The organism is Pseudoalteromonas sp. MMG024 (assembly GCF_021654175.1).
In the GTDB taxonomy this organism is placed as follows: domain Bacteria; phylum Pseudomonadota; class Gammaproteobacteria; order Enterobacterales; family Alteromonadaceae; genus Pseudoalteromonas.
Window position 1 is genome coordinate 38,000 of the sequence record NZ_JAKFZO010000015.1, and the last position, 21,120, is coordinate 59,119.

At 40.7% G+C, this 21,120-nt stretch carries 16 protein-coding genes; 6 read left to right on the forward strand and 10 right to left on the reverse strand.

The annotated features are described in order from the left end of the window. Positions 1-249 precede the first annotated feature (249 nt). Positions 250-756, forward strand: coding sequence for an ACT domain-containing protein (locus L1068_RS14870; RefSeq protein WP_054979560.1), 507 nt, complete (start codon positions 250-252; stop codon positions 754-756). Positions 757-849: 93 nt separating this feature from the next. Here the strand turns inward: L1068_RS14870 and panP are convergent, their stop codons facing one another. Beyond that, complete coding sequence (gene panP, locus L1068_RS14875) at positions 850-2,490, reverse strand: pyridoxal-dependent aspartate 1-decarboxylase PanP (protein WP_040641394.1); 1,641 nt, start codon at positions 2,488-2,490, stop codon at positions 850-852. A gap of 233 nt (positions 2,491-2,723) precedes the next feature. Here panP and L1068_RS14880 point away from each other — a divergent pair, with 233 nt between their 5' ends. After that, positions 2,724-4,598, forward strand: a complete 1,875-nt coding sequence (locus L1068_RS14880; RefSeq protein ID WP_237130891.1) for an EAL domain-containing protein — start codon at positions 2,724-2,726, stop codon at positions 4,596-4,598. Here the strand turns inward: L1068_RS14880 and L1068_RS14885 are convergent. The 6 genes from L1068_RS14885 to L1068_RS14910 all read right to left on the reverse strand — a co-directional run bounded on the left by L1068_RS14885 (position 4,585) and on the right by L1068_RS14910 (position 11,485). Continuing rightward, positions 4,585-5,259: an SAM-dependent methyltransferase gene (locus L1068_RS14885; protein ID WP_237130892.1), complete on the reverse strand. Its 675-nt coding sequence runs from the start codon at positions 5,257-5,259 to the stop codon at positions 4,585-4,587. The genes L1068_RS14880 and L1068_RS14885 overlap by 14 nt on opposite strands. 4 nt (positions 5,260-5,263) lie before the next feature. Continuing rightward, on the reverse strand, positions 5,264-6,031 hold the full coding sequence (locus L1068_RS14890) for an ABC transporter permease (protein WP_237130893.1): 768 nt from the start codon (positions 6,029-6,031) through the stop codon (positions 5,264-5,266). 2 nt (positions 6,032-6,033) lie between these two features. Beyond that, positions 6,034-6,954, reverse strand: a complete 921-nt coding sequence (locus L1068_RS14895) for an ABC transporter ATP-binding protein (protein ID WP_054979556.1) — start codon at positions 6,952-6,954, stop codon at positions 6,034-6,036. Between the two features lie 32 nt (positions 6,955-6,986). Continuing rightward, the gene (locus tag L1068_RS14900) at positions 6,987-7,613 is read right to left on the reverse strand and encodes a flavin prenyltransferase UbiX (RefSeq protein WP_054979555.1); all 627 of its coding nucleotides are present in this window, start codon (positions 7,611-7,613) and stop codon (positions 6,987-6,989) included. 7 nt (positions 7,614-7,620) lie between these two features. Then, a complete protein-coding gene (mpl, locus tag L1068_RS14905) occupies positions 7,621-8,964 on the reverse strand; it encodes a UDP-N-acetylmuramate:L-alanyl-gamma-D-glutamyl-meso-diaminopimelate ligase (protein ID WP_237130894.1) in 1,344 nt (447 codons plus the stop codon). Between the two features lie 118 nt (positions 8,965-9,082). Next, entirely contained in the window at positions 9,083-11,485 is a 2,403-nt protein-coding gene (locus L1068_RS14910) for a zinc-dependent metalloprotease (protein WP_237130895.1), read from the reverse strand. 156 nt (positions 11,486-11,641) lie between these two features. On the opposite strand from L1068_RS14910, the gene L1068_RS14915 reads away from it, so the two are divergent. Beyond that, positions 11,642-12,610 (forward strand): class 1 fructose-bisphosphatase, encoded by a 969-nt coding sequence (locus tag L1068_RS14915; RefSeq protein WP_237130896.1) that lies wholly within the window; start codon positions 11,642-11,644, stop codon positions 12,608-12,610. A 73-nt stretch (positions 12,611-12,683) separates the two neighbouring features. On the opposite strand, the gene L1068_RS14920 is transcribed toward L1068_RS14915, so the two are convergent. Further along, on the reverse strand, positions 12,684-12,899 hold the full coding sequence (locus L1068_RS14920; RefSeq protein WP_010561924.1) for a bacterioferritin-associated ferredoxin: 216 nt from the start codon (positions 12,897-12,899) through the stop codon (positions 12,684-12,686). A gap of 129 nt (positions 12,900-13,028) precedes the next feature. Then, positions 13,029-13,703 carry a DNA repair protein RadC gene (radC, locus tag L1068_RS14925; protein ID WP_237130897.1) on the reverse strand — a complete coding sequence of 225 codons (675 nt, stop codon included), beginning with the start codon at positions 13,701-13,703 and terminating at the stop codon, positions 13,029-13,031. 94 nt (positions 13,704-13,797) lie between these two features. Between radC and coaBC the strand changes: the two genes are divergently transcribed. From coaBC to L1068_RS14940, 3 genes are all read left to right on the forward strand, one after another. After that, positions 13,798-15,006: a bifunctional phosphopantothenoylcysteine decarboxylase/phosphopantothenate--cysteine ligase CoaBC gene (gene coaBC / locus L1068_RS14930; RefSeq protein WP_237130898.1), complete on the forward strand. Its 1,209-nt coding sequence runs from the start codon at positions 13,798-13,800 to the stop codon at positions 15,004-15,006. Positions 15,007-15,088: 82 nt separating this feature from the next. Continuing rightward, positions 15,089-15,676 carry a nucleoid occlusion factor SlmA gene (gene slmA, locus L1068_RS14935; RefSeq protein ID WP_010561927.1) on the forward strand — a complete coding sequence of 196 codons (588 nt, stop codon included), beginning with the start codon at positions 15,089-15,091 and terminating at the stop codon, positions 15,674-15,676. A gap of 121 nt (positions 15,677-15,797) precedes the next feature. Beyond that, on the forward strand, positions 15,798-18,578 hold the full coding sequence (locus L1068_RS14940; RefSeq protein ID WP_237130899.1) for a prolyl oligopeptidase family serine peptidase: 2,781 nt from the start codon (positions 15,798-15,800) through the stop codon (positions 18,576-18,578). A gap of 316 nt (positions 18,579-18,894) precedes the next feature. Here L1068_RS14940 and L1068_RS14945 read toward each other — a convergent pair whose 3' ends face one another. Next, positions 18,895-21,111, reverse strand: a complete 2,217-nt coding sequence (locus tag L1068_RS14945; protein WP_237130900.1) for a YgiQ family radical SAM protein — start codon at positions 21,109-21,111, stop codon at positions 18,895-18,897. Positions 21,112-21,120: the final 9 nt, after the last annotated feature.

Below are 21,120 nucleotides of genomic sequence, written 5' to 3' on the forward strand. Positions count from 1 at the left end.
GATTTAGTTGGCGTGCATTATATTTTGTCAAGATGACAGAAATGTTACAGAGAGTGAAATATTTCGTTTTTATGACCAAAAAATTACACCGATTATTTAACAAAATTTGACAAAATAAATTGGACAAAAGGCAGGCAATCATCAATACTTAAACTGCTCTACACCTCCATTTAATCCTTTGAATTAGCTAACAATTATTTCTTAATTTGTGTAGAGAGGGTTGCGCTAATTACATTAAGAGACATAAATATGAAGCAGTTAGTATTAACAATTATTGGTCCTGACCGCTCAGGTCTAGTAGATGAACTATCCTCAGCGGTTTTAGCTAACCATGGCAATTGGTTAGCCAGTAATTTAAGCCACCTTTGTGGCCACTTTGCCGGAATTTTGCAGTTAGAAGTACCTGAAGAACATTTATCGGCACTCGAGGGCGCAATTCACGCCATTCCCGATCTCGAAGTAAAAATTGAAGCAGGGCAAGAACAAGTAACCGACACAAGTCAACAGCTTAACTTTGTTATTACCAGCAATGACAGACCGGGTATAGTACAAGAGCTTTCAAGTGTGCTACGCCATAAAGGCGCCTCAATTATTCACTTTAACTCTAAGCAACAAAGCGCTCCTAATTGGGGTGTGCCTCTATTTAACGCAGAAGCCCGGGTAGAATTGCCTGCCGGTTTAAGTAAAGATGATGTAGTTGAAGCGCTCGAGTCTATTACGTCTGACTTGATTGTGGATATTGAAACCGAAGCTTAGCGTTTACGATTATCTCATCCGAGTTAAGGTTAAATAAAAACGTAAAAAAGGGAGCAAATGCTCCCTTTTTCATAAAAAATTCACAGCGCTAAATTATAAATATTTCGCTAAATACTTTTTAAATATTGGATCTTTACCAGCCAACTCTCGCTGCTCCGCTAAAATATCATGCAATATTTGATTTGATGTAAGCGGGTTTGCTAATACAACGCGAAATACCACTGTCGGTAAATTATCGTACTGATATGGTGTTAAACGTGTACGCGATACAAATGAGCGCCCAGCTTCACGCTGACGTTTTTGCATGCTCGCAGTAAAACGATTAAGTGCTGCGTAAATATCTAACTTAGTTTGTTCATCTGCCGTTTTAAGTACTTCTTTAATTTTTTCCGGTACATAGCGATAGGTTAATAAGCAAAGTTCTGGTTCAGTAACCAGTTCAAAGTCATCTGTTTGCTTAATAAGTTCGGCAAAATAACGCGCTTTTTCGAGGCTTTTATCAATTAACATTTCATAGCCTTTGCGACCAATAATTGATAAACACGCATGCACTAACATAGCCATACCAGGACGACTCCCTTCAAGGGTGTGTGAGCCTAAATCTTTCGAGCCTTTACGTAAGATATATTCAGCGTGGTGTTCTACCACATTGACTGTATCTGGCTCTTTGAAAAGCACAATACCTGCGCCCATTGGTACATACATTTGCTTATGTGCGTCAATGGTAATTGAATCGGCACGTTCGCAACCAGCTAATAACCCACGCGCATTATTAGACAGCATGGTTGCACCACCCCAAGCGGCATCAATATGAAAGTGACAATTGATTTCTTCGGCTAGGTCTGCCATTTCATTAAGCGGGTCAATATTGCCTGTTTCAGTTGTGCCTGCAACACCCACAATTGCCATCACCTTAATACCTTTTTCAGCCAATTCGTTAGCCTTTTCACGCATTTTAGCAACATCAACACGGTTATTATGATCTGTTTCGATAGATACAATATTGCTGCGACCGATGCCTAACACATCAGCAGCTTTACCAAGTGAGTAGTGACCACGCTCTGAAACTAAAATAGCTAATCCTTTGTAGCCATAATGCATCATAGCCGCAACTAAACCATCGCTATTTATGCCATTAAAATCGCCATCTGGTTTAAGCAGTTTATTGCGCGCAACCCAAAGCGCTGAAATATTGGCAACCGTGCCGCCTGAACAAAATGCACCTAGCGCATTTTTAGCGTTATGCATCCACTTACGGTAAAAAGCATCATCTTTGCCGTAAACCATGTGGTGCATCATACCCAATACTTGACGTTCTAATGGTGTAAATGCTTTAGATGTTTCAATTTTTACCAGATTTTGGTTTAACCCCACCATCAACTTTGACAGAGGTAAAACAAAATGCGGTAAGGCCGAAGTCATATGACCAATAAAGCTCGGTGCGGACGTGTGTACTGAATGCGCCACCAGCTTTTCCATTAACTCTTGGGCGTGCTCAGATACAAAACGAGGTTCTTCAGGGATATTTGCAGCTTGGAAATCTTTTTCAATTTCATGCAAAGGCTTTTCAACCGCTGCAATATTTTCGTTAAGAAAGCCTGCTAAGTTACTAGATATTTCTTGCTCAATTTTAGCCAAAGTCGAGCCCGGCGCCTCTGGCACCGTAAAAATTCGCATTAAGCTTTCTTCAGACGCTATTGCTGGGCGCACTGCTTGACGTGTTTCATCAACCATACTACTCACTTTACCCAAAAAGTGTTCAAACATATTCATAAAAAAAGGCTGTCAACTCTACTTCAATTACAAGAAAAAGTCTCGCAATTTGCACAATATCTCCATCTACTGCTGTAAAAAACACACTAAATTGACTATTATAAGGTGTTTCAAAACAACATAACCCTTTGCTTGCTATACAGTAAAGCAGTATTTTTCAATTGCGGCAAAATTAGTTTTTGGCAAGGATGCGCATGTATTATTCAAATCAAGGAATTCGTTGGCTTTTTTTTGCGGGCGTACTGTTTTTAGCAAGCCTTGGCGGCTATGTTTATTACGTTTATTCACACACCTACAACGACATTTTAAAGGATGTTGATGCTAAACTCTTAAACGCAGCACAAAGTGTTAAATTCATTCTCGGTGACGAATACCACGACAATATTACCGGCCCCGACCACATTGATGAAAAAAGCTACCTATTAAAAAGCAAACAACTCTCTGAGTTTGCCAGCAAGCTCGAACTCGAATACGTATACGCGATGATAAAAGAAGGCGATCAAGTTTACTTCTCTGCATCTAGTTATACTAACGAGGATATTAAAAACAATAAGCTTACTTATTTTTATGATCTTTACCCTGAAGCAACACAATTAAACGTTAAAGCATTTTATTCAACAGAGCCTTTATTCGAGCATTCAGAAGATCAGTGGGGCCATTTCCGCACCATATTTTTACCGTTTCAAACAAAAGATGGGCGCACCTATTTAACTGGCGCCGACATCACCATTAAAGATTTAAATGAACAGCTTGCAGCAAGTGTTAGCCAAGCGGTAATCACCGCAAGTTTCTTTTTCTTTATCGCAACTTTAGTGGGCAGCGCTTACATTTACCTACTAAAACAAAACTTAACCCGCGATCCTGTTACGGGCTACCCAAACCATATTGCACTGGAAAGAAAACTGCAAAGCCATTCACCACTGCACATGCAGTTGGCCATAGTATTAATTAGCAACCTTGAAGATATTAACGGTTTTTACGGCTCCCACATTGGTGATGAGGTAATGCAAAAACTGCTGGCACGTTTAAATAAGTTAAAAAGCACAGAATGTCACCTGTATCGCTTATCTAGCAATAAAATAGCATTGCTATCGCCCAACTTAGACGGCAATGCCTGTTTAAAACTTGTCGAAAATCTAAATAAAAATGCGCCTTTATTATATGACCCGTTTATCTACGTGACCTTATGTGCCGGTATTGCCACTGGCAATAAAACACTGTTAGTTGAGAATGCACGTATTGCGGTTGAGCAAGCTAAGCGTAGTCGTGAGCTTGTGGTGTTTTACTCCGATGCGATGAGCATTATTAAAAATCAATATCAGCACAACTTAAAAATTGCCAAAGATGTTCGAGAAGCGTTTAAAAATGGTCAAGTTGAAGCACATTTTCAGCCAATACTCACTATCGACGGTAACGAAACCTTAATGTACGAAGGCTTAGCACGCATTAAGATTAACGATGTTTTACATGAGCCGGATTACTTTATGTCTGTCGTAAATCGCAGCCGCATGGATGGGCAATTAACTCGAATGGTTTTTCTTGATTGCGTAAAGCGCTTTCGCCAAACTAATTTATGCTGGAGCATGAATTTAACCGCGCAAGATATGTTAGACCCAAGTCTGGCGCAGTTTCTTGATGATGAATTAAAGCGCTACCCTACACCGCACCATATTTCATTTGAGCTTATCGAAACCGAAGCGATTGCCAACCTAACGGAAATCAAAGGCTTTGTAGAAATGGTAAGAAGACACGGTGCTAAGGTCTTTATCGATGACTTTGGAACTGGCTATTCTAATATTTCGAATATTCTTAAACTAGAAGTCGATGGCTTGAAAATCGATCGCTCTTTAGTCTCACAAATTACCAAAGACGATGAAGTGTTTTTATTTATTCAACACATTGCCAATTTTGCTAAGGAAGTGAACTTAACCTTGATTGCAGAAGGCGTTGAAAACAAACTCGTTGCAGATAAACTCGCAAAAGCGGGCATTAAATACGTGCAGGGCTTTTACTACGCAAAGCCAGCTCGAGAGCTGGCTCACATATCACAAACTGCTAAAGCGAGTTAAGGTCAATTTTCAGTCGGTGGCTTTGTTGACCACTGGCCCAGTATTTTCGCTCAAATGGCGTAATTGCTGTGTCTGCACTATATGGAGTTACAGACACATCCACGCCAGCTAAACCAAGGGCAAACGCAAACTCATCTACATACGTTTGCCAATTACTTCTTAGCTCAAGTTGACCACCAATTTTCACAATATAAGGAAATACCGGTGCACCATGCCAACGGCGCCCTAAATGTTTAGCTTTAGGCCACGGATTTGGATACAACAAGTAGTGATGTGTCACTTGCCATTGATGCTCAACCACTAAGCGCCAAAAGTCATTTAAATCTGCACGTACTAATAAGTACTGACCGTTTTCAGTTTGCTTGTATTCAACATCATGTTTTTCAATACGATGTGCCGACTTATCAATACCTATAACTAATGCATCTGGGTGCTTGCGCGCTAAATTAGCTGTACTTTCACCTACACCGCAGCATGAATCGAGAATAATCGGCCCAGCAAATTGCTGTACCTTCTTATCTACCTCATCAAAAGCCGTTTGCGTATGCGCTGCAATCGGCTTTTTAAACTCAGAACTTAGGTGCTTACGTACCACTTCTTCTAACTTTTCATTTAGTCCTTGTTGATTCGAACTAATACTTCTTGAATTTGCGTCAGACATAATTTTAGTGGCGAATGCCAACCCCTTTATCAATTAAACGGTATGCAACAGCAAATAACGCACTGATAAACCCAATAATTACTGCAAATGCCGTTGTGATATCTACATCAGATACCCCTAAAAAGCCGTACCTAAATGCATTAACCATATAAATAATTGGATTAAATTGTGACACTCCTTCCCAAAAATCAGGTAACAAGGTGATTGAATAAAACACGCCACCTAAATAGGTTAGCGGCGTTAAAACAAAGGTGGGAATAATGCTGATATCGTCAAAGCTATTAGCGTATACCGCATTAATTAAACCACCAAGCGCAAACACGGCCGCGGTCAGTAATACAGTGGCAAAAATAACAGCAACGTTATGAATTTGAATATCAACAAAAAACAGCGACAAAATAGTTACGATAATGCCAACACATAGGCCGCGCGCCATACCGCCGCCCATATAGCCTAGTACAATAATGTAAGTGGGCACTGGTGAAACTAGCAGCTCCTCAATGCTTTTTTGAAATTTCGTTGAATAGAAGCTCGATGCCACATTGGAATAAGAGTTGGTAATCACCGACATCATAATCAGACCCGGTACAATAAACTCCATATAGTTAAAGCCACCCATATCACCAATACGTGAGCCAATTAGGTTGCCAAAAATAACAAAATACAACGACATGGTAATGGCTGGTGGCACTAAGGTTTGTACCCAAATCCGGGTAAAACGAATACACTCTTTTATCCAAATGGTTTTTAACGCAGTAAATTGACTACTCATAATTATTGCTCGCGCCCCTTTTCAACAATCGCAACAAACAGCTCTTCTAATCGATTCGCTTTATTACGCATACTTAGCACCGTGTTGCCTGACGCACTTAACGCATCGAATACACCATTTAACCCTTGTGATTTCTCCACATCGACTTCGATGGTATGGTCGTCAATTTCACGAGTTGTGTAACCATCGAGTGAAAATGCCGATGTTGGTTGCTTTAAATCAAGAATAAAGGTTTCTTTATCAAGCTTTGCCAATAACGACTTCATATTGGTGTCTTCAATAATTTGGCCTTTATCGATAATCGCAATGTTTTTACACAACATTTCCGCTTCTTCAAGGTAATGAGTAGTGAGAATAATGGTAACGCCTTGCTGATTTATCTCTTTTAAAAATTCCCACATCGAACGGCGCAGTTCAATATCAACACCTGCCGTGGGTTCATCTAAAATCAGCAGCTGTGGTTTATGCATTAACGCACGTGCAATCATTAAACGGCGCTTCATACCACCTGATAAGGTACGCGCTTGCTTATCTTTTTTATCTGCAAGGCCAAGTTGTGCCAGTAACTCATCAGCACGCTTATGTGCTTCTGCGCGTGGCACGCCATAGTAACCGGCTTGGTTCACTAAAATTTGGTTAAGTGTTTCAAACTGACTAAAGTTAAATTCCTGTGGTACTAACCCTAAATTAGTTTTAGCCTTGCCAAGGTCAGTATCAATATCATGACCAAATACTTTTACCGTACCTTTGGTTTTATTAACAAGTGAAGAAATCACGCCAATTGTGGTTGATTTGCCAGCACCATTAGCACCTAACAGTGCAAAAAAGTCGCCTTTTTCAACCGTTAAATCAATTCCTTTAACAGCTTGAACACCGTTACTGTAGGTTTTTTCTAAACCAACAATTTCGAGAGCTTTTGTCATTGTATTTTGCGTTCCAATTTTGGATGGATTAATTAGCAGCCGTAGCCCCAACGTTTAGCTAACGTATGCTCAATAGAAAGATGATCTAAAATGCGCGCCACCATAAAGTTAACCAAGTCTTCAATTGAACTTGGGTTATGATAAAACCCAGGTGCTGCAGGCATAATAGTTACACCTAGTTGCGCCAGCTTATGCATGTTTTCAAGGTGAATCGCACTAAGCGGTGTTTCGCGCACCACCAGCATTAGTTGGCCCTTTTCTTTAATCACCACGTCCGCGGCACGCTCTAATAAGTTGTCAGATGCGCCATGGCTAATTGCCGATACAGTACCTGCGCTGCATGGGCAGACAATCATCTTTTTAGGTGCAGCACTACCGGATGCTACAGGGCTAAACCAGTTATCTTTACCAAAGGCTTTAAGTTGATTTGGCTTAGCATTGAATAAATTAGATAGTTGCTCAGTTGCCTTTTCTTCATTGCCCGATAATTTCACATCTGATTCCGTATCAAGCACAACACGGGCAGCACTTGATACCAAAACGAATACTTGGTGATTTAACGAAATTAGCGTTTCAATTAATTTTAAACCATACGGCATGCCTGAAGCACCGCTAAGTGCAACAGTTATGGTTTCATTAAATTCATGGTTTTGCGTCATAAAAAGCCTATTTGTTGGCGAGCGCATCTAAAATACGATTATGAATATTCTCAAAGCCACCGTTACTCATTACCAATATATGGTCGCCGACAGTTGCTTTTTCAAGTAGCGTTTTAATGATCTCATCTGTGCTGTTAAAACATAGAGCACCAGCGTTATTGGCAGCCTCTTTGAGTGACCAGCTTAGGTTCTCTGGCTCAAATAAAATCACATCGTCGGCATTTTCAAGCGACGCTAATAATGTATTTTGATGTACGCCCATTTTCATTGTATTAGAACGTGGTTCTAATACGGCAAAAATTCTCGCTTGGCCCACTTTTGCTCTGAGACCTGCCAAAGTCGTTTTAATAGCAGTTGGGTGATGGGCGAAATCATCGTAGAGCTTAATGCCCGCAACCTCGCCTTTTAATTCCATACGACGCTTTGGTGAAATAAACTCAGCCAGGGCCGCAATTGATGTTTCAACAGGAATACCTACATGACGTGCTGCTGCAATCGTCATTAAAGCGTTTTTAACATTATGTTCGCCAATTGCTTGCCAACTCACACGGCCAACGATATCGCCACCAAGCAGTACATCAAACTCACTGCCATCTGCGTTTATAAGTTGATAATCCCAGTCATTGCCAAGTTGTTCTTGCTCACTCCAACAACCTTTATCTATCACTTGCTGAATATTCGTATCATCACTTGGCCAAATTACTTTACCTTGCCCAGGTACAATGCGTAATAAGTGGTGGAACTGCTTTTGAATTGCCGCTAAATTTTCAAAAATATCAGCGTGGTCAAATTCAAGGTTATTCAAAATTAAGGTGCGCGGCAGATAGTGCACAAACTTGCTGCGCTTATCAAAAAACGCGGTGTCGTATTCGTCAGCTTCAATGACAAAAAATGGTGTTTTACCTATGCGCGCCGACAGGCCAAAATTTTGTACTACGCCACCAATTAAAAAGCTTGGGTCAAGACCTGCGTATTCTAATACCCATGCAAGCATACTGGCTGTGGTGGTTTTACCATGAGTACCTGAAACTGCTAGCACCCATGCATCTTGCAATACATTATGTTTTAACCACTCAGGGCCGGAAGTATATGGAATACGATTTTCAAGCACATATTCAACACATGGATTACCACGGCTCATGGCATTACCAATCACTACAATATCTGGTTGTGGCTTTAACTGTGCAACATCGTAACCTTGAATAAGCTCAATGCCTAACGACTCAAGCTGAGTACTCATTGGTGGGTAAACATTTTGATCTGAGCCAGTAACTTTATGGCCCAAGGATTTTGCAATGGCTGCGATGCCCCCCATAAAGGTGCCGCAAATACCTAAAATATGAATATGCATTGTTGTTAATTCTTGTCGTATAAATTCGATATGAGCTTTAAAAAATTTAACAGTTCAATAAAAAAGCCCATTAGATTTCGCTAATGGGCTTAGTATGCCATAACTTACCAATTAGGTGTTAAATAGGTGAGCCTGGTGGTATTGGTAATGGTTTGAAGTTACCCTGCCAGCTTCCCTTTTCTATCGACTTGGTTAACACATTGGCGATGTGTTTTTTGAAGTTATCGTTAGTACGTGCATATTTACTACTAATAAAGGTAATTTGACCAACTAACTCAGCCTGTACCTCTGGGTCGGTTTTATCACTAAGCGCAGCATTGACTAAATGATATGCCGTCACCATTTGAATGCGCTGTGCAACTTGATGCAACATGCCTTGCTTTTGGTTACTGAAAAACACTTGCTCACAAAGTTGAAATAACACATTACGCGCACTTAGCTGTTTGCTGTCTCGCATCGCTTGGAAATGAAGGCGATTAAGACGCTGTGAGTTTAACAATAAAGAAAGTGAATGATTTGCAGAAACCTCCGGTAATGCTAACGGATCAAGTGTTAAACCTGTACGGCCAACTAGACTTTCACGAGTTTTGTATTCTCCGTACGCTTTTGGTGTAATCACATCAAGTACGTGCTCAGGTACCACTAACTGGTCAGCATCAAGCGTTGTTAATAACGCGCTTAGTGCTTCTTTTTGCTTAGCAACATCAACAAGCTTGTTGCCTTTAAAAGTATCACCACTACGTAATTCGTAGTCGTAATCAACACCCGCAATCAATTTAACTGCTGCTTCTGTTTGATAACGATGGAATAAATAAAGTGGAATAAACACCTCTTCTAGCTGCGAGAGCGCCGTGCCATTTTTAATATTATGAATGCCAAACTTCGACATCGCCTTTTCGCGAATTGAAAGCACTCGTTGTAGCTCAACGCTTGGGTTTTCACCGTTATCCCATAAATGTGCCGTTGGATGGGCACCACCTTTCGCGCGTGCATCACTATCGGAAATAAACTCAAGGCCCAATGATTTATTTTCCGCTAAAATTTTTTCAAGCTCTTTTGCTTCACTCAAAATCGGAAAATCTGAGTAACCATATTTCACAACTTGAATATCCCACACACCTAAGCCTTTGCCATAGCCGTTTTCAGTATTAAAGCTGCCATCATCATTAAAGCTCACTAACGGATGCGGATAATCCATCACCGATGCGCGGTCTTTTACTGACGCAGAGAAATTATGCGCAATACCTAAAGTGTGACCTACTTCATGGGCACTTAACTGGCGAATACGGTCAAGGGCCATCGCATGTAATTTTTCGACTGTTTCATCACCTTTTAAGTAAGGCGCTGCGAGTGCTTCTGCAATCAAAATATCTTGGCGTACACGCAGTGAACCAAGAGTTACATGACCTTTAATAATTTCGCCTGTGCGCGGGTCGATAACACTTGAACCATATGACCAACCACGGGTTGCACGATGCACCCATTGGATTACGTTATAACGAATATCCATCGGATCTGCATTTTCAGGTAGCATTTTTACTTGGTACGCGTTTTTATAACCCGCCGCTTCAAAGGCTGCCTGCCACCACTTAGCGCCATCAAGTAAAGCTGTTTTTACTGGGTCTGGCACACCAGGATCGAGGTAGTAAACAATCGGTTTAACGGCTTCTGAAATTTCAGCTGTTGGGTCTTTTTTCGCTAAGCGATGTTTTGGAATATAACGCACATACATCGGCTCTGATAAAGGCGCTGCATAGTCTTTGTATTCTTCACTCCAAAAGCCCGATTGCGGGTGGAATTTTCGTGGTTTAAAGCCATCGTCCGGTAGCTCTATAAACGAGTGGTGTAAGTGGACTGAAATTGAATACGGATCGGGTGCAACCTGTTTTACATATTTACCCGGCTTTGTGCCATTAAAGCTAACAATCGCTTCTAACTCAGTATTTTTAGCAAACGACTTAGAACGCGGCATGTAAACAGCACTTTTACTTTTATCTAAACTAAAGCTTCCTTGATTTCGACTTGCTAACGTTCTTGAAACACCATGCACATCGGATAATAAATAAGGTGTGTAGTCAATTAAAGCACGCTCATTGCTCGCAGCTTTAATTTCAAAACCATGCAATACGCTTGATGCAAATGCTTCACGAATACTTTGCAGCTCAGCTTTGTTAGTACTGTTTGCACGGTAGTAAGTATTATTTTGTTTTAATAAGAGTTTGTTACCATATTTTTCGAACTGCACAATTTTAGTATCACCTAACTGACCGCGATCAAGACCAATATCATTCGACCCTAGGCCGTAAGGCATGCTTAGTTGCAACAAAAATTCATGGTTTAATTTATCTACTTCTAAATAAACCTTGCCCGAAGCATTATCATAATAGAAGGTAAAATAACCGGGATAACGATTCATTTCACGAGTAAATGATTCAATGGGTTTCAGGGTTGCCTGCGCTTTTGGTATACTTAACAGTAACAAAGCACAGATCAGCAGAAATGGTTGTACTAATCTTTGCATCTTTCTTTGTTATTTCATTATCAATGGTGCATGGTGCTTAAATCATACACAAGCTAATGCACAATTGTATACAAATTTAACTGAGCGCTGCCGAAAGGTTGCCTGTTGCCACCCTCTCACTTTATGTGGCAATAAGCTATTAGTCAGGAATATAAAATGCGTAGACTTCCACCAGTATTGATCGAAGACGGCTGTCCTCGTGATCTTTTATCATTGATCAGAACGATTCTTGCTGCTTGTAAAGAAATTTCATTCCGCGTAAGCCAAGGTGAATTATCAGGTGTTTTAGGTTCGACCTTAGACGAAAACATTCAAGGTGAAACGCAAAAGAAGCTTGATGTTTTATCGAACCAATTACTTAAAGATATTCTACTTGAGTCTGGCTACGTAAAAGCCATCGCATCTGAAGAAGAAGATTATACTGTTGCTGGCAACCCAGATGCTGAATATATCGTTGCATTTGATCCACTTGATGGTTCATCAAATACCGATATTAACTCGTTAGTTGGCACTATCTTCTCAATTATGAAAGCGCCAAAAGATAAAGCCGCCGATGATCAAAGCATTTTCATGCAGGCAGGCAAGCACCAAGTGGCTGCAGGTTATGTACTGTATGGACCATCTACTATGTTAGCGCTCACCATTGGTAAAGGTACGCGTTTATTCACATTAGATAGAACGCACGGCAGTTTCTTACTTACTGAAGATAAAGTAGCTATTCCTGAAGATACTAAAGAATTCGCAATTAATGCATCAAATCAGCGCCATTGGCTAGCACCAATGCAAAACTATATTGCTGATTGCCTTGCTGGCGAAGAAGGCCCACGCAAGAAAAACTTCAATATGCGTTGGATTGCCTGCATGGTAGGTGATGTGCACCGTTTATTATGTCGCGGCGGTTTATTTACTTACCCTGAAGACACGAAAAACCCGGAAAAGCCATTCAAACTACGCTTACTTTATGAAGCAAATCCAATGGCAATGCTAGTAGAACAAGCTGGCGGCGTTGCATATGCAGGCCTTGATCGTATTTTAGATATTGAACCGCAAGAAATTCACCAGCGCGTTGCGGTTACTATGGGTTCAAAAAATGAAGTGGAAATTTGCTTGGATTATCACAAGTAAACAGACTTTATTTTGAGTAATAAAAAACCGCGATTTACGCGGTTTTTTTAATTTAGAAATCTCATATTTTGAATTAAGCCACTTTTTGGCAGCTGGTGTAATCAACACTCACTTTAATAGCTAATTCTTGCTGCGACTGTGTAATTACATCTTTTGCATGACACACACATTTACCGCATTGGCTACCTACACCTAAACAGCCACGCACATCACGCATCGAATCCATACCATCGGTTACGGCCTGCTTAATCTGTTTTTCAGTAACTGCATGACAAATACAAACGTACATAATAAGTGAGTGCTTTCAAAATTAATTACACTACAAATTTTAATGCTATTGAGAATAATTTTCAATAATATTAATAACTGTAAAAACAGCTATTTACAAAAAAGCATTAATAAACTCACTTTTTTCCCTTTAAATTTGACCATGCTCAGCAAACGAATGAGTATTACCGGCAGCAATTATAATGTGATCTAAAATACTCACATCAATCAAAGCAAGTGCGTCTGCTAGGCGCTTAGTTATTAATTTATCCGCCTCTGAAGGTTCAGCGATGCCGCTTGGATGGTTATGGGCCAAAATCACATTTGCCGCGTTGTATTTTAATACCGTAGTAACAACTTCTCGTGGGTAGACCGATGCGGCATTAATGGTGCCTTGAAATAGATTAACCGATTTAATTAGCCTATTTTGGCTATCGAGTAACAGTAGATAAAAACATTCTTTATGCTCTTTTTGTAGTTCGCACTTTAAATAATTTATTACCGAATAAGGCGAATCAAATACGGCTTCACGCTGAAGTTGCTCAGCAAAAAAGCGTTTACTTAATTCAAGCACAGCTTGCAGCTGCACATATTTTGCGGGCCCCAGCCCTAGTTGTTGGCAGAATGAATCACATTCCAATGAAAAGAGCTGACCAATTGAGCCTTGTTGTTTGAGTAATGTATCGGCTAACTCAATGGCATTCAGCCCTTTAATGCCAGTACGTAAAAAAATCGCCAATAACTCAGCGTCAGTTAAACTACTAGCGCCTTTACTTAATAACTTTTCTCTTGGTCTTGCCTCTATGGGCATTTGATTTATTTGCATTTAACGGTCCATGTTAACGTTTGAAATAATTTTATTAGTATAGCCAGCCTCGCCAAAAATTATGGAAAATGGTATGGTTTAGTTAATTTAAAACATGCCATTAAATATTATGTCGAAGAAAATTGTATTGGGAATTACGGGCGGTATTGCTGCTTATAAATGTGCTGAATTAACAAGGCGTTTAACCGAAAACGGGGCGCAAGTTAAAGTGGTAATGACCGACTCAGCGCAACAGTTTATAACCCCACTTACCATGCAAGCCGTATCAGGTAACCCTGTTTCGACATCCTTACTAGACCCAGCTGCAGAAGCGGCAATGGGGCATATTGAATTTGCTAAATGGGCTGACCTTATTTTAATTGCCCCAGCCAGTGCCAATACCATCGCTAAAATGGCGCATGGTATGGCCGACGATCTGTTAACTACCTTGGTACTCGCAACACCTGCTAAAGTAGCGATTGCACCGGCAATGAATCAGCAAATGTACGCCCACCCTGCAACCCAGCAAAACTTACACAAATTGAGTGAATATGGTGTGTCTATTTGGGGACCAGCCAGTGGCGAGCAAGCGTGTGGCGATATCGGCAAAGGGCGAATGCTTGAGCCAAACGAACTGGTTGAGCTGTGTTTAATGCGTGAAGATACCCCACTGCTTGCAGGCAAAACTGTGACTATCACTGCTGGCCCTACCCGTGAAGCGCTTGATCCTGTGCGTTTTATCTCTAATCACAGCTCAGGAAAGATGGGCTTTTCACTAGCGCGTGCAGCAAAAGCACTAGGAGCCAATGTAAACTTAATTAGTGGCCCAGTGAATTTGACAACACCGAGTGAAGTAAATCGTTTTGATGTAGAAAGTGCACAACAAATGCATGATGCTGCCATGGAGCTCGCTGTTAATTCCGACGTATTTATTGGTTGCGCTGCAGTTGCTGATTACAAGGCAACAACTACTGCAAATAATAAAATTAAAAAACAGGGCGATACCATGACCATTGAGCTCAGCAAAAACCCTGACATTATTGCCTCAGTTGCTGCACTTAAAGTAAACCGACCGTTTACCGTAGGCTTTGCAGCCGAAACTAACGATGTTGCTAACTATGCCAAAGGCAAACTAAAAAATAAAAATCTCGATATGATTTGCGCTAACGATGTGTCTGATTCTAGCATTGGTTTTAATAGTGAAAACAATGCGATGACGCTGTTTTGGCCGGAGGGTGAACGCCATTTATCACTGCAATCGAAACAACAAATTAGCCATTTAATATTGAAAGAAATCGCGTCAAAACTCGCGGCTAAAAAGTAAAAAAACTGGCATCTAAAATCATAAGTAATTAAGATATGCGCCTCTTGAGGTTGATAATAATGATAAGAAGTAAGGGATAAAAATGCCTGCCACAAAACGTAGTAATCGCAAGGAAGAAATCTTACAAGCACTTGCGCAAATGCTTGAAACCAGTCCAGGACAGCGTATCACCACGGCTAAACTAGCCACTGAGGTAGGTGTTTCAGAAGCGGCGCTTTACCGCCACTTTCCAAGTAAAGCACGTATGTTTGAAGGCTTAATTGAGTTTATTGAAAATGCCCTGCTTTCCAATATCAATCTTATCTTAGAAAAAGAAAAAGACACCCATAGCCGTATTCATAATATTTTATTGTTACTTCTGAGCTTTGCTGAAAAAAATCCAGGCATTACGCGTATTCTTACCGGAGATGCATTGCAAGGTGAACAAGAGCGTTTACGTGAACGTATTCAAGGTTTATTTGAAAAGCTAGAAACGCAACTAAAGCAAGTATTGCGCGAGCGAAAATTACGCGAAGGTAAAACATTTACCCTTGCAGAAGAACAGTTAGCAAATCTACTTCTAGCCTACGTTGAAGGTAAAATGAACCAGTTTGTGCGTTCTGACTTTAAAGCAAAACCAACCGCGCAATTTGACGCGCAGTGGTCACTTTTCACCTTAGCTTGGCACTAAATCCCTCGCGTTGAAGTAAATGTTTTACTTCAACGCGCTATTTTGCGACTTATCGCATTCTCTTTCTTCTTTTTGGTTTCTGTTTACACTAGAGCTAATAATTAGCACTAGGTAATCATTAATGAAACTCGCGTTTACACTTTCAAGCTTAGCGTTAGCAACCAGTTTTGCATTAAGCGCCAGCGAACCTCTTCAATTTAAAGACGTATTTGATTTTAAATACGCAAAGTCGACCCAACTTTCTGAGCAAGGAAATTTACTTGCATTTAGCGCAAGCCCTTATCGCGGTAATAGTGAAGGACAGGTTTACACGCTAAATAACAAAGCACTGCTTGCGACTGTTGAACGCGGCACATCTCCAGTTATTAATAAAAATGAGAAATGGGTCGCATTTACTGTTAAACCTGACTTACTAGCCAGTGAAAGTGCATCAAAAGATAAAAAGAAAAAGCTAAAAAATGATTTATCGTTAGTAAATAACGAAACCGGCAAGGTTATCACCTTTGAGCGTGTTGAAGACTTTGTTATTTCAAATGATGGAAACTGGTTGGCTTACCGCACCGAAGTTAAGAAAAAAGACGAAGCCGAAAGTGATAAAAAAGCAGATAAAAATTCAAAAGACAAAGACGATAAAGACGCGAAATTAAAAGCGGATAAAAAAGATAAAGTTTACACCCTTAACATTGTGAACTTAGCAAACGATAAAACGCATTCAATTGAAAACGTGCTTACTTACGCCATTGCACCAAGTAGCACGCAGCTTGTTGTGAGCCAAGTAAGCAAAGAAGGCGATAAAAACGCCATTAGCCAAATTGCTTTACCAAACTTTGAAATGAGCAGCTTATTTACTGAGCCTGGCGTTGTAGCTAACAAACTCATTTGGCATCCAACCAATGATGTTTTAGCGCTTTCGGTAGGTAATTACGTTAATGATGATAAACGTCGTCGTGAGCATTCACTTTACTTATGGCAAAGTGAAAACAACCAATTAAAACAAATCGAAACGCCTATCGAAAATTGGTTTATCGGTAAAACGGCTAAATTAAAATGGTCTGAAACTGGCGAGCGCCTTTATTTTGAGACGCGCCCAATGCTTTCGGCCAAAATTGAAAAGAAAAAATACAAAGCGCAAAACGACCTTTATGATTACGATGTAATTCGTGACCAAAAAGGTTTAAAAGTATGGCACCACAAAGATGCCGAAATAAAGCCGCGTGAAATTAAGCAATGGAATGAAAAGAATAAAAATCGCCATTACCAAGCGGTATTTCATTTAAACAGCGATAAAGCCGTACAGCTCGAAACTGAGATTGTAAGGGATGTAAGCCTGCATACAGAAAAGCAATTTTTACTTGGATACAGTAATAAACCGCATCTTCACAAAATTATGTATGACGGTTTCTTTGCGGATTACTATGCAGTAGATACTAAAACCGGCAACAGCGTTAAAATTAACGAAAATACCCGCGCACGTCCGACGCTTTCGCCTAACGGTCAATTTGCCGCATACTTCGATAAAGGCCAAGTTCAGCTTAAATCCCTTAAAGACGCCAAGCTTAACGCTATCACCAAAGGCATTCGTGCAACGTTTGGCGACGACCAACACGATTATCCAAGTGAACAACCTGGCTATGGTTTTGCAGGCTGGAGCAGCGATAGCAATACCCTGTATGTATATGACAAATATGATATTTGGGCATTTGATGTAAACACGCGGCAAGGCGCACGTTTAACTCATGGTTATAAAACCGAAACACGTTATCGCGTTAAAAACTTAGATAAAAACAAACTATCTTTTGATTTAAACGATACGTTATTACTTTCAAGCTTTAATCTAGATAACAAACAAACCGGCGTTGCAAAACTTAATTTAGCTAACAACCAGCTTGAACAGGTTTTAGCTGGCGAAGCACGTTTTGACCTAATAAAAAAAGCGAAACATGCCGATACGTTAATTTATACGCGTCAAAGCTATCATGAGTTTCCTGATTTTTGGGTAAGCAATACGTCGCTTTCCACCTCAACAAAATTAACTGACCTGAACCCACAAAAAAAGAATTTTGCATGGGCAAGTAAACCTGAACTTGTAAAGTACAAAGGGTTTGACGGTGAAGATTTACAAGGTGTGCTAATTAAACCAGCAGGCTATAAAAAAGGCGATAAAGTACCAGTGGTCATATATTTCTACCGCTACATGAGCCAACGCATGTATGGCTTCCCGAAAATGGAGCTAAACCACAGACCGAACTTCCCAATGTTTACTTCAAACGGTTACGCTATTTTCTTACCGGATATCCGTTTTGAGATTGGTCACCCAGGTAAATCATCAACTCAGACCATGATCAACGCAGCACAAAAATTGATTGATATCGGTGTAGCTGACAAAGACAAAATTGGTTTACAAGGTCACTCGTGGGCCGGTTATCAAAGTGCCTTTATGGTAACGCAAACAGATATGTTTAAAGCGGTTGTATCGGGTGCACCAGTGTCAAACATGACCAGTGCATACAGTGGCATTCGTTTAAAATCAGGTCTTGCACGTCAATTCCAGTACGAAACAGGACAAAGCCGCATTGGCAAAGACTTGTTTGAAGGCTTAGATCTCTATATTGAAAACTCACCGGTTTTTTTCGCCGATAAAGTGAATACACCAATTATGATTATGTTTGGTGATAAAGATGGCGCAGTGCCTTGGCAGGAAGGTATTCAATACTACCTTGCGCTTCGCCGCGCAGGTAAAGATGTAATTTTCTTACAATACGAAGGTGAACCCCATCACTTGAAGAAGTTTCCAAACCAAGTGGATTTCTCTATTCGTATGATGGAATACTTTGATCACCACCTTAAAGGCAAGCCTGCACCTAATTGGATGCAAAATGGCGTTCCATTTAAGAAAGAGTAATCACAACCAACTGATGCTAAAAACTAATACCAATTCTGTTAAGTATGTGATCAGGGATAGCGCTGGATAAATGAAATGGTAACAAGGCGGAATTTTTCTTATGTAGTTGTTCTACATTGATAAATTCTAACGCAGTTAGCATGATATTTAGCCCGCTAGGATGATCAGCTGCTTAAGTGAATTGGTATAAAATGGCGAGTTTGTAACTCGCCATTTTATTTCGCTCACTCATTCAGTTTAGCTTAAGCTACAAACCGTATAGTTGCTTTCAGGAAGGGAATTCCGATTGAGTAAAGTAACATTCAAAAGCCAACTCTTACGAGCTGGCTTTTTTTCTGCTCTTACTAAAGTTTGCAGATTTACCACCTCGTGACTTATTGCCACCCACCTTAGGCTTTGTATTTGCTTTATTAAACTGACCAAAGCCCGTATGGCGAGAAAGTGCTGGCCTACCACCTTTACTCTGACCAGACTTACGTTGCTCGCCTCTTGATTCTGCAGGCACTAAACAATTTGGACCATTACCAATAAGGTTCGCTTTGCCCATTTTCTTCAATGCTTCACGGATCATTGGCCAACCAGCAGGATCGTGATAGCGCAGAATCGCCTTATGCAAGCGACGCTGACGCGCGCCTTTTGGCACACTAACAACTTCCGTGTTGTTCTTAATATTCTTAAGTGAATTCATCTCGGTATGGTAAATGGTGGTTGCATTTGCCATTGGCGACGGGTAAAAATTTTGCACTTGATCTAATTTGAAATCATAGCGTTTCAACCATAATGCCATATTGACCATATCCAAATCTGTTGTACCTGGATGTGCTGAAATAAAATACGGTATTAAATACTGTTTTTTACCTGCTTCTTTTGAGTACTTTTCAAAAAGCTCTTTAAAGCGATCATACGTGCCCATGCCCGGTTTCATCATTTTAGATAAAGGACCATTTTCGGTATGCTCTGGGGCAATCTTTAAGTAGCCGCCAACATGGTGTGTCACTAACTCTTTAACATAGTTAGGATCTTCAATTGCTAAGTCATAACGCACACCGGATGCAATTAATACCTTCTTCACACCTTCAACTTCACGCGCTTTGCGATACAAGTTTACTGTTGGCGTTTGGTCAGTATCCATATGCTTACAAATATCGGGGAAAACACACGATAAACGACGACAAGTGCTTTCTGCTTTTTTGCTTTTACAGCGCAATTTGTACATATTGGCTGTTGGGCCGCCAAGATCAGATATAACACCTGTAAAACCCGGTACTTTGTCACGAATTTGTTCAATTTCGTCAATAATTGATTGCTCGGAACGGCTTTGAATAATGCGCCCTTCATGCTCTGTAATTGAACAGAACGAACAGCCACCAAAACAGCCTCGCATAATATTGACCGAGGTTTTGATCATATCGTAGGCAGGAATTTTCTCATCGCCATAGCTTGGGTGAGGAACACGCTGATATGGCAAACCAAATACATCATCCATCTCTTGTGTTTCAAGTGGAAACGCCGGTGGGTTCACCCAAACCGAACGGTCACCATGGCGCTGGAAAAGCGCTCGAGCACAACCAGGGTTGGTTTCTTGGTGTAAAATACGCGACGCATGTGCATACAGAGGTTTATTTACACTCACCTGCTCATAAGCTGGCAGTTTTACATACACTTTTTCCCACGGCTTTAAGCGCGGCGGTTGAATGGTTATTGGCTTAGCTTCAACGCCCAGCTCAATACCCGCTTGCTTAAATTCTGATTTGCTACAACCTACGTCATCTGCACCATAAGGGTTTGGAATTGGGTCTATCTTGCCAATTTTATCAATGGCAGTGGAGTCTGAACCGCGCCAGCCAGGTAATGGCTCTTTACGAATAACTGCAGTACCGCGAATGTCATGCATTTCATCCATGGTTTTACCCGCAGCAATACCGTGCGCCACTTCAACTAAAGGCCTTTCTGCATTACCGTAAATTAAAATATCCGCTTTGGCGTCAAAAATAACACTGCGACGCACCTTTTCAGACCAATAATCAAAATGGGCAATGCGGCGTAAACTTGCTTCAATGCCACCGATAACCACTGGCACATCTTTATAAGCTTCTTTACAACGCTGGCTATATACAATCACCGCGCGATCAGGGCGTTTACCACCAATATTACCGGCCGTATACGCATCATCATGGCGTAAACGCTTTTCTGCGGTATAACGGTTGATCATCGAGTCCATATTACCGGCGGTTACACCGTAAAATAAATTTGGTTTACCGAGTGACATAAAGGCATCTTTTGATGACCAGTCTGGCTGTGAAATAATACCGACACGAAAGCCTTGCGCTTCAAGCACACGGCCAATTACAGCCATGCCAAAGCTTGGGTGATCAACATAGGCATCACCCGTTACAATAATAATGTCACACGAATCCCAACCAAGGGCATCCATTTCTTCTCTGCTGGTTGGTAAAAAAGGCGATGGACCGTAACACTCGGCCCAATATTTTGGATATGAAAAAAGACTACGCTCTGCTGATAAAGCAGCCATAAAATGCCC

What these genes read in the sequence shown, in the direction of transcription:
- L1068_RS14870 (WP_054979560.1), top strand. Translation starts at nt 250, where the DNA reads ATGAAGCAGTTAGTATTAACAATTATTGGTCCTGACCGCTCAGGTCTA.
- panP (WP_040641394.1), bottom strand. Translation starts at nt 2,490, where the DNA reads ATGGTTGATGAAACACGTCAAGCAGTGCGCCCAGCAATAGCGTCTGAA.
- L1068_RS14880 (WP_237130891.1), top strand. Translation starts at nt 2,724, where the DNA reads ATGTATTATTCAAATCAAGGAATTCGTTGGCTTTTTTTTGCGGGCGTA.
- L1068_RS14885 (WP_237130892.1), bottom strand. Translation starts at nt 5,259, where the DNA reads ATGTCTGACGCAAATTCAAGAAGTATTAGTTCGAATCAACAAGGACTA.
- L1068_RS14890 (WP_237130893.1), bottom strand. Translation starts at nt 6,031, where the DNA reads ATGAGTAGTCAATTTACTGCGTTAAAAACCATTTGGATAAAAGAGTGT.
- L1068_RS14895 (WP_054979556.1), bottom strand. Translation starts at nt 6,954, where the DNA reads ATGACAAAAGCTCTCGAAATTGTTGGTTTAGAAAAAACCTACAGTAAC.
- L1068_RS14900 (WP_054979555.1), bottom strand. Translation starts at nt 7,613, where the DNA reads ATGACGCAAAACCATGAATTTAATGAAACCATAACTGTTGCACTTAGC.
- mpl (WP_237130894.1), bottom strand. Translation starts at nt 8,964, where the DNA reads ATGCATATTCATATTTTAGGTATTTGCGGCACCTTTATGGGGGGCATC.
- L1068_RS14910 (WP_237130895.1), bottom strand. Translation starts at nt 11,485, where the DNA reads ATGCAAAGATTAGTACAACCATTTCTGCTGATCTGTGCTTTGTTACTG.
- L1068_RS14915 (WP_237130896.1), top strand. Translation starts at nt 11,642, where the DNA reads ATGCGTAGACTTCCACCAGTATTGATCGAAGACGGCTGTCCTCGTGAT.
- L1068_RS14920 (WP_010561924.1), bottom strand. Translation starts at nt 12,899, where the DNA reads ATGTACGTTTGTATTTGTCATGCAGTTACTGAAAAACAGATTAAGCAG.
- radC (WP_237130897.1), bottom strand. Translation starts at nt 13,703, where the DNA reads ATGCAAATAAATCAAATGCCCATAGAGGCAAGACCAAGAGAAAAGTTA.
- coaBC (WP_237130898.1), top strand. Translation starts at nt 13,798, where the DNA reads ATGCCATTAAATATTATGTCGAAGAAAATTGTATTGGGAATTACGGGC.
- slmA (WP_010561927.1), top strand. Translation starts at nt 15,089, where the DNA reads ATGCCTGCCACAAAACGTAGTAATCGCAAGGAAGAAATCTTACAAGCA.
- L1068_RS14940 (WP_237130899.1), top strand. Translation starts at nt 15,798, where the DNA reads ATGAAACTCGCGTTTACACTTTCAAGCTTAGCGTTAGCAACCAGTTTT.
- L1068_RS14945 (WP_237130900.1), bottom strand. Translation starts at nt 21,111, where the DNA reads ATGGCTGCTTTATCAGCAGAGCGTAGTCTTTTTTCATATCCAAAATAT.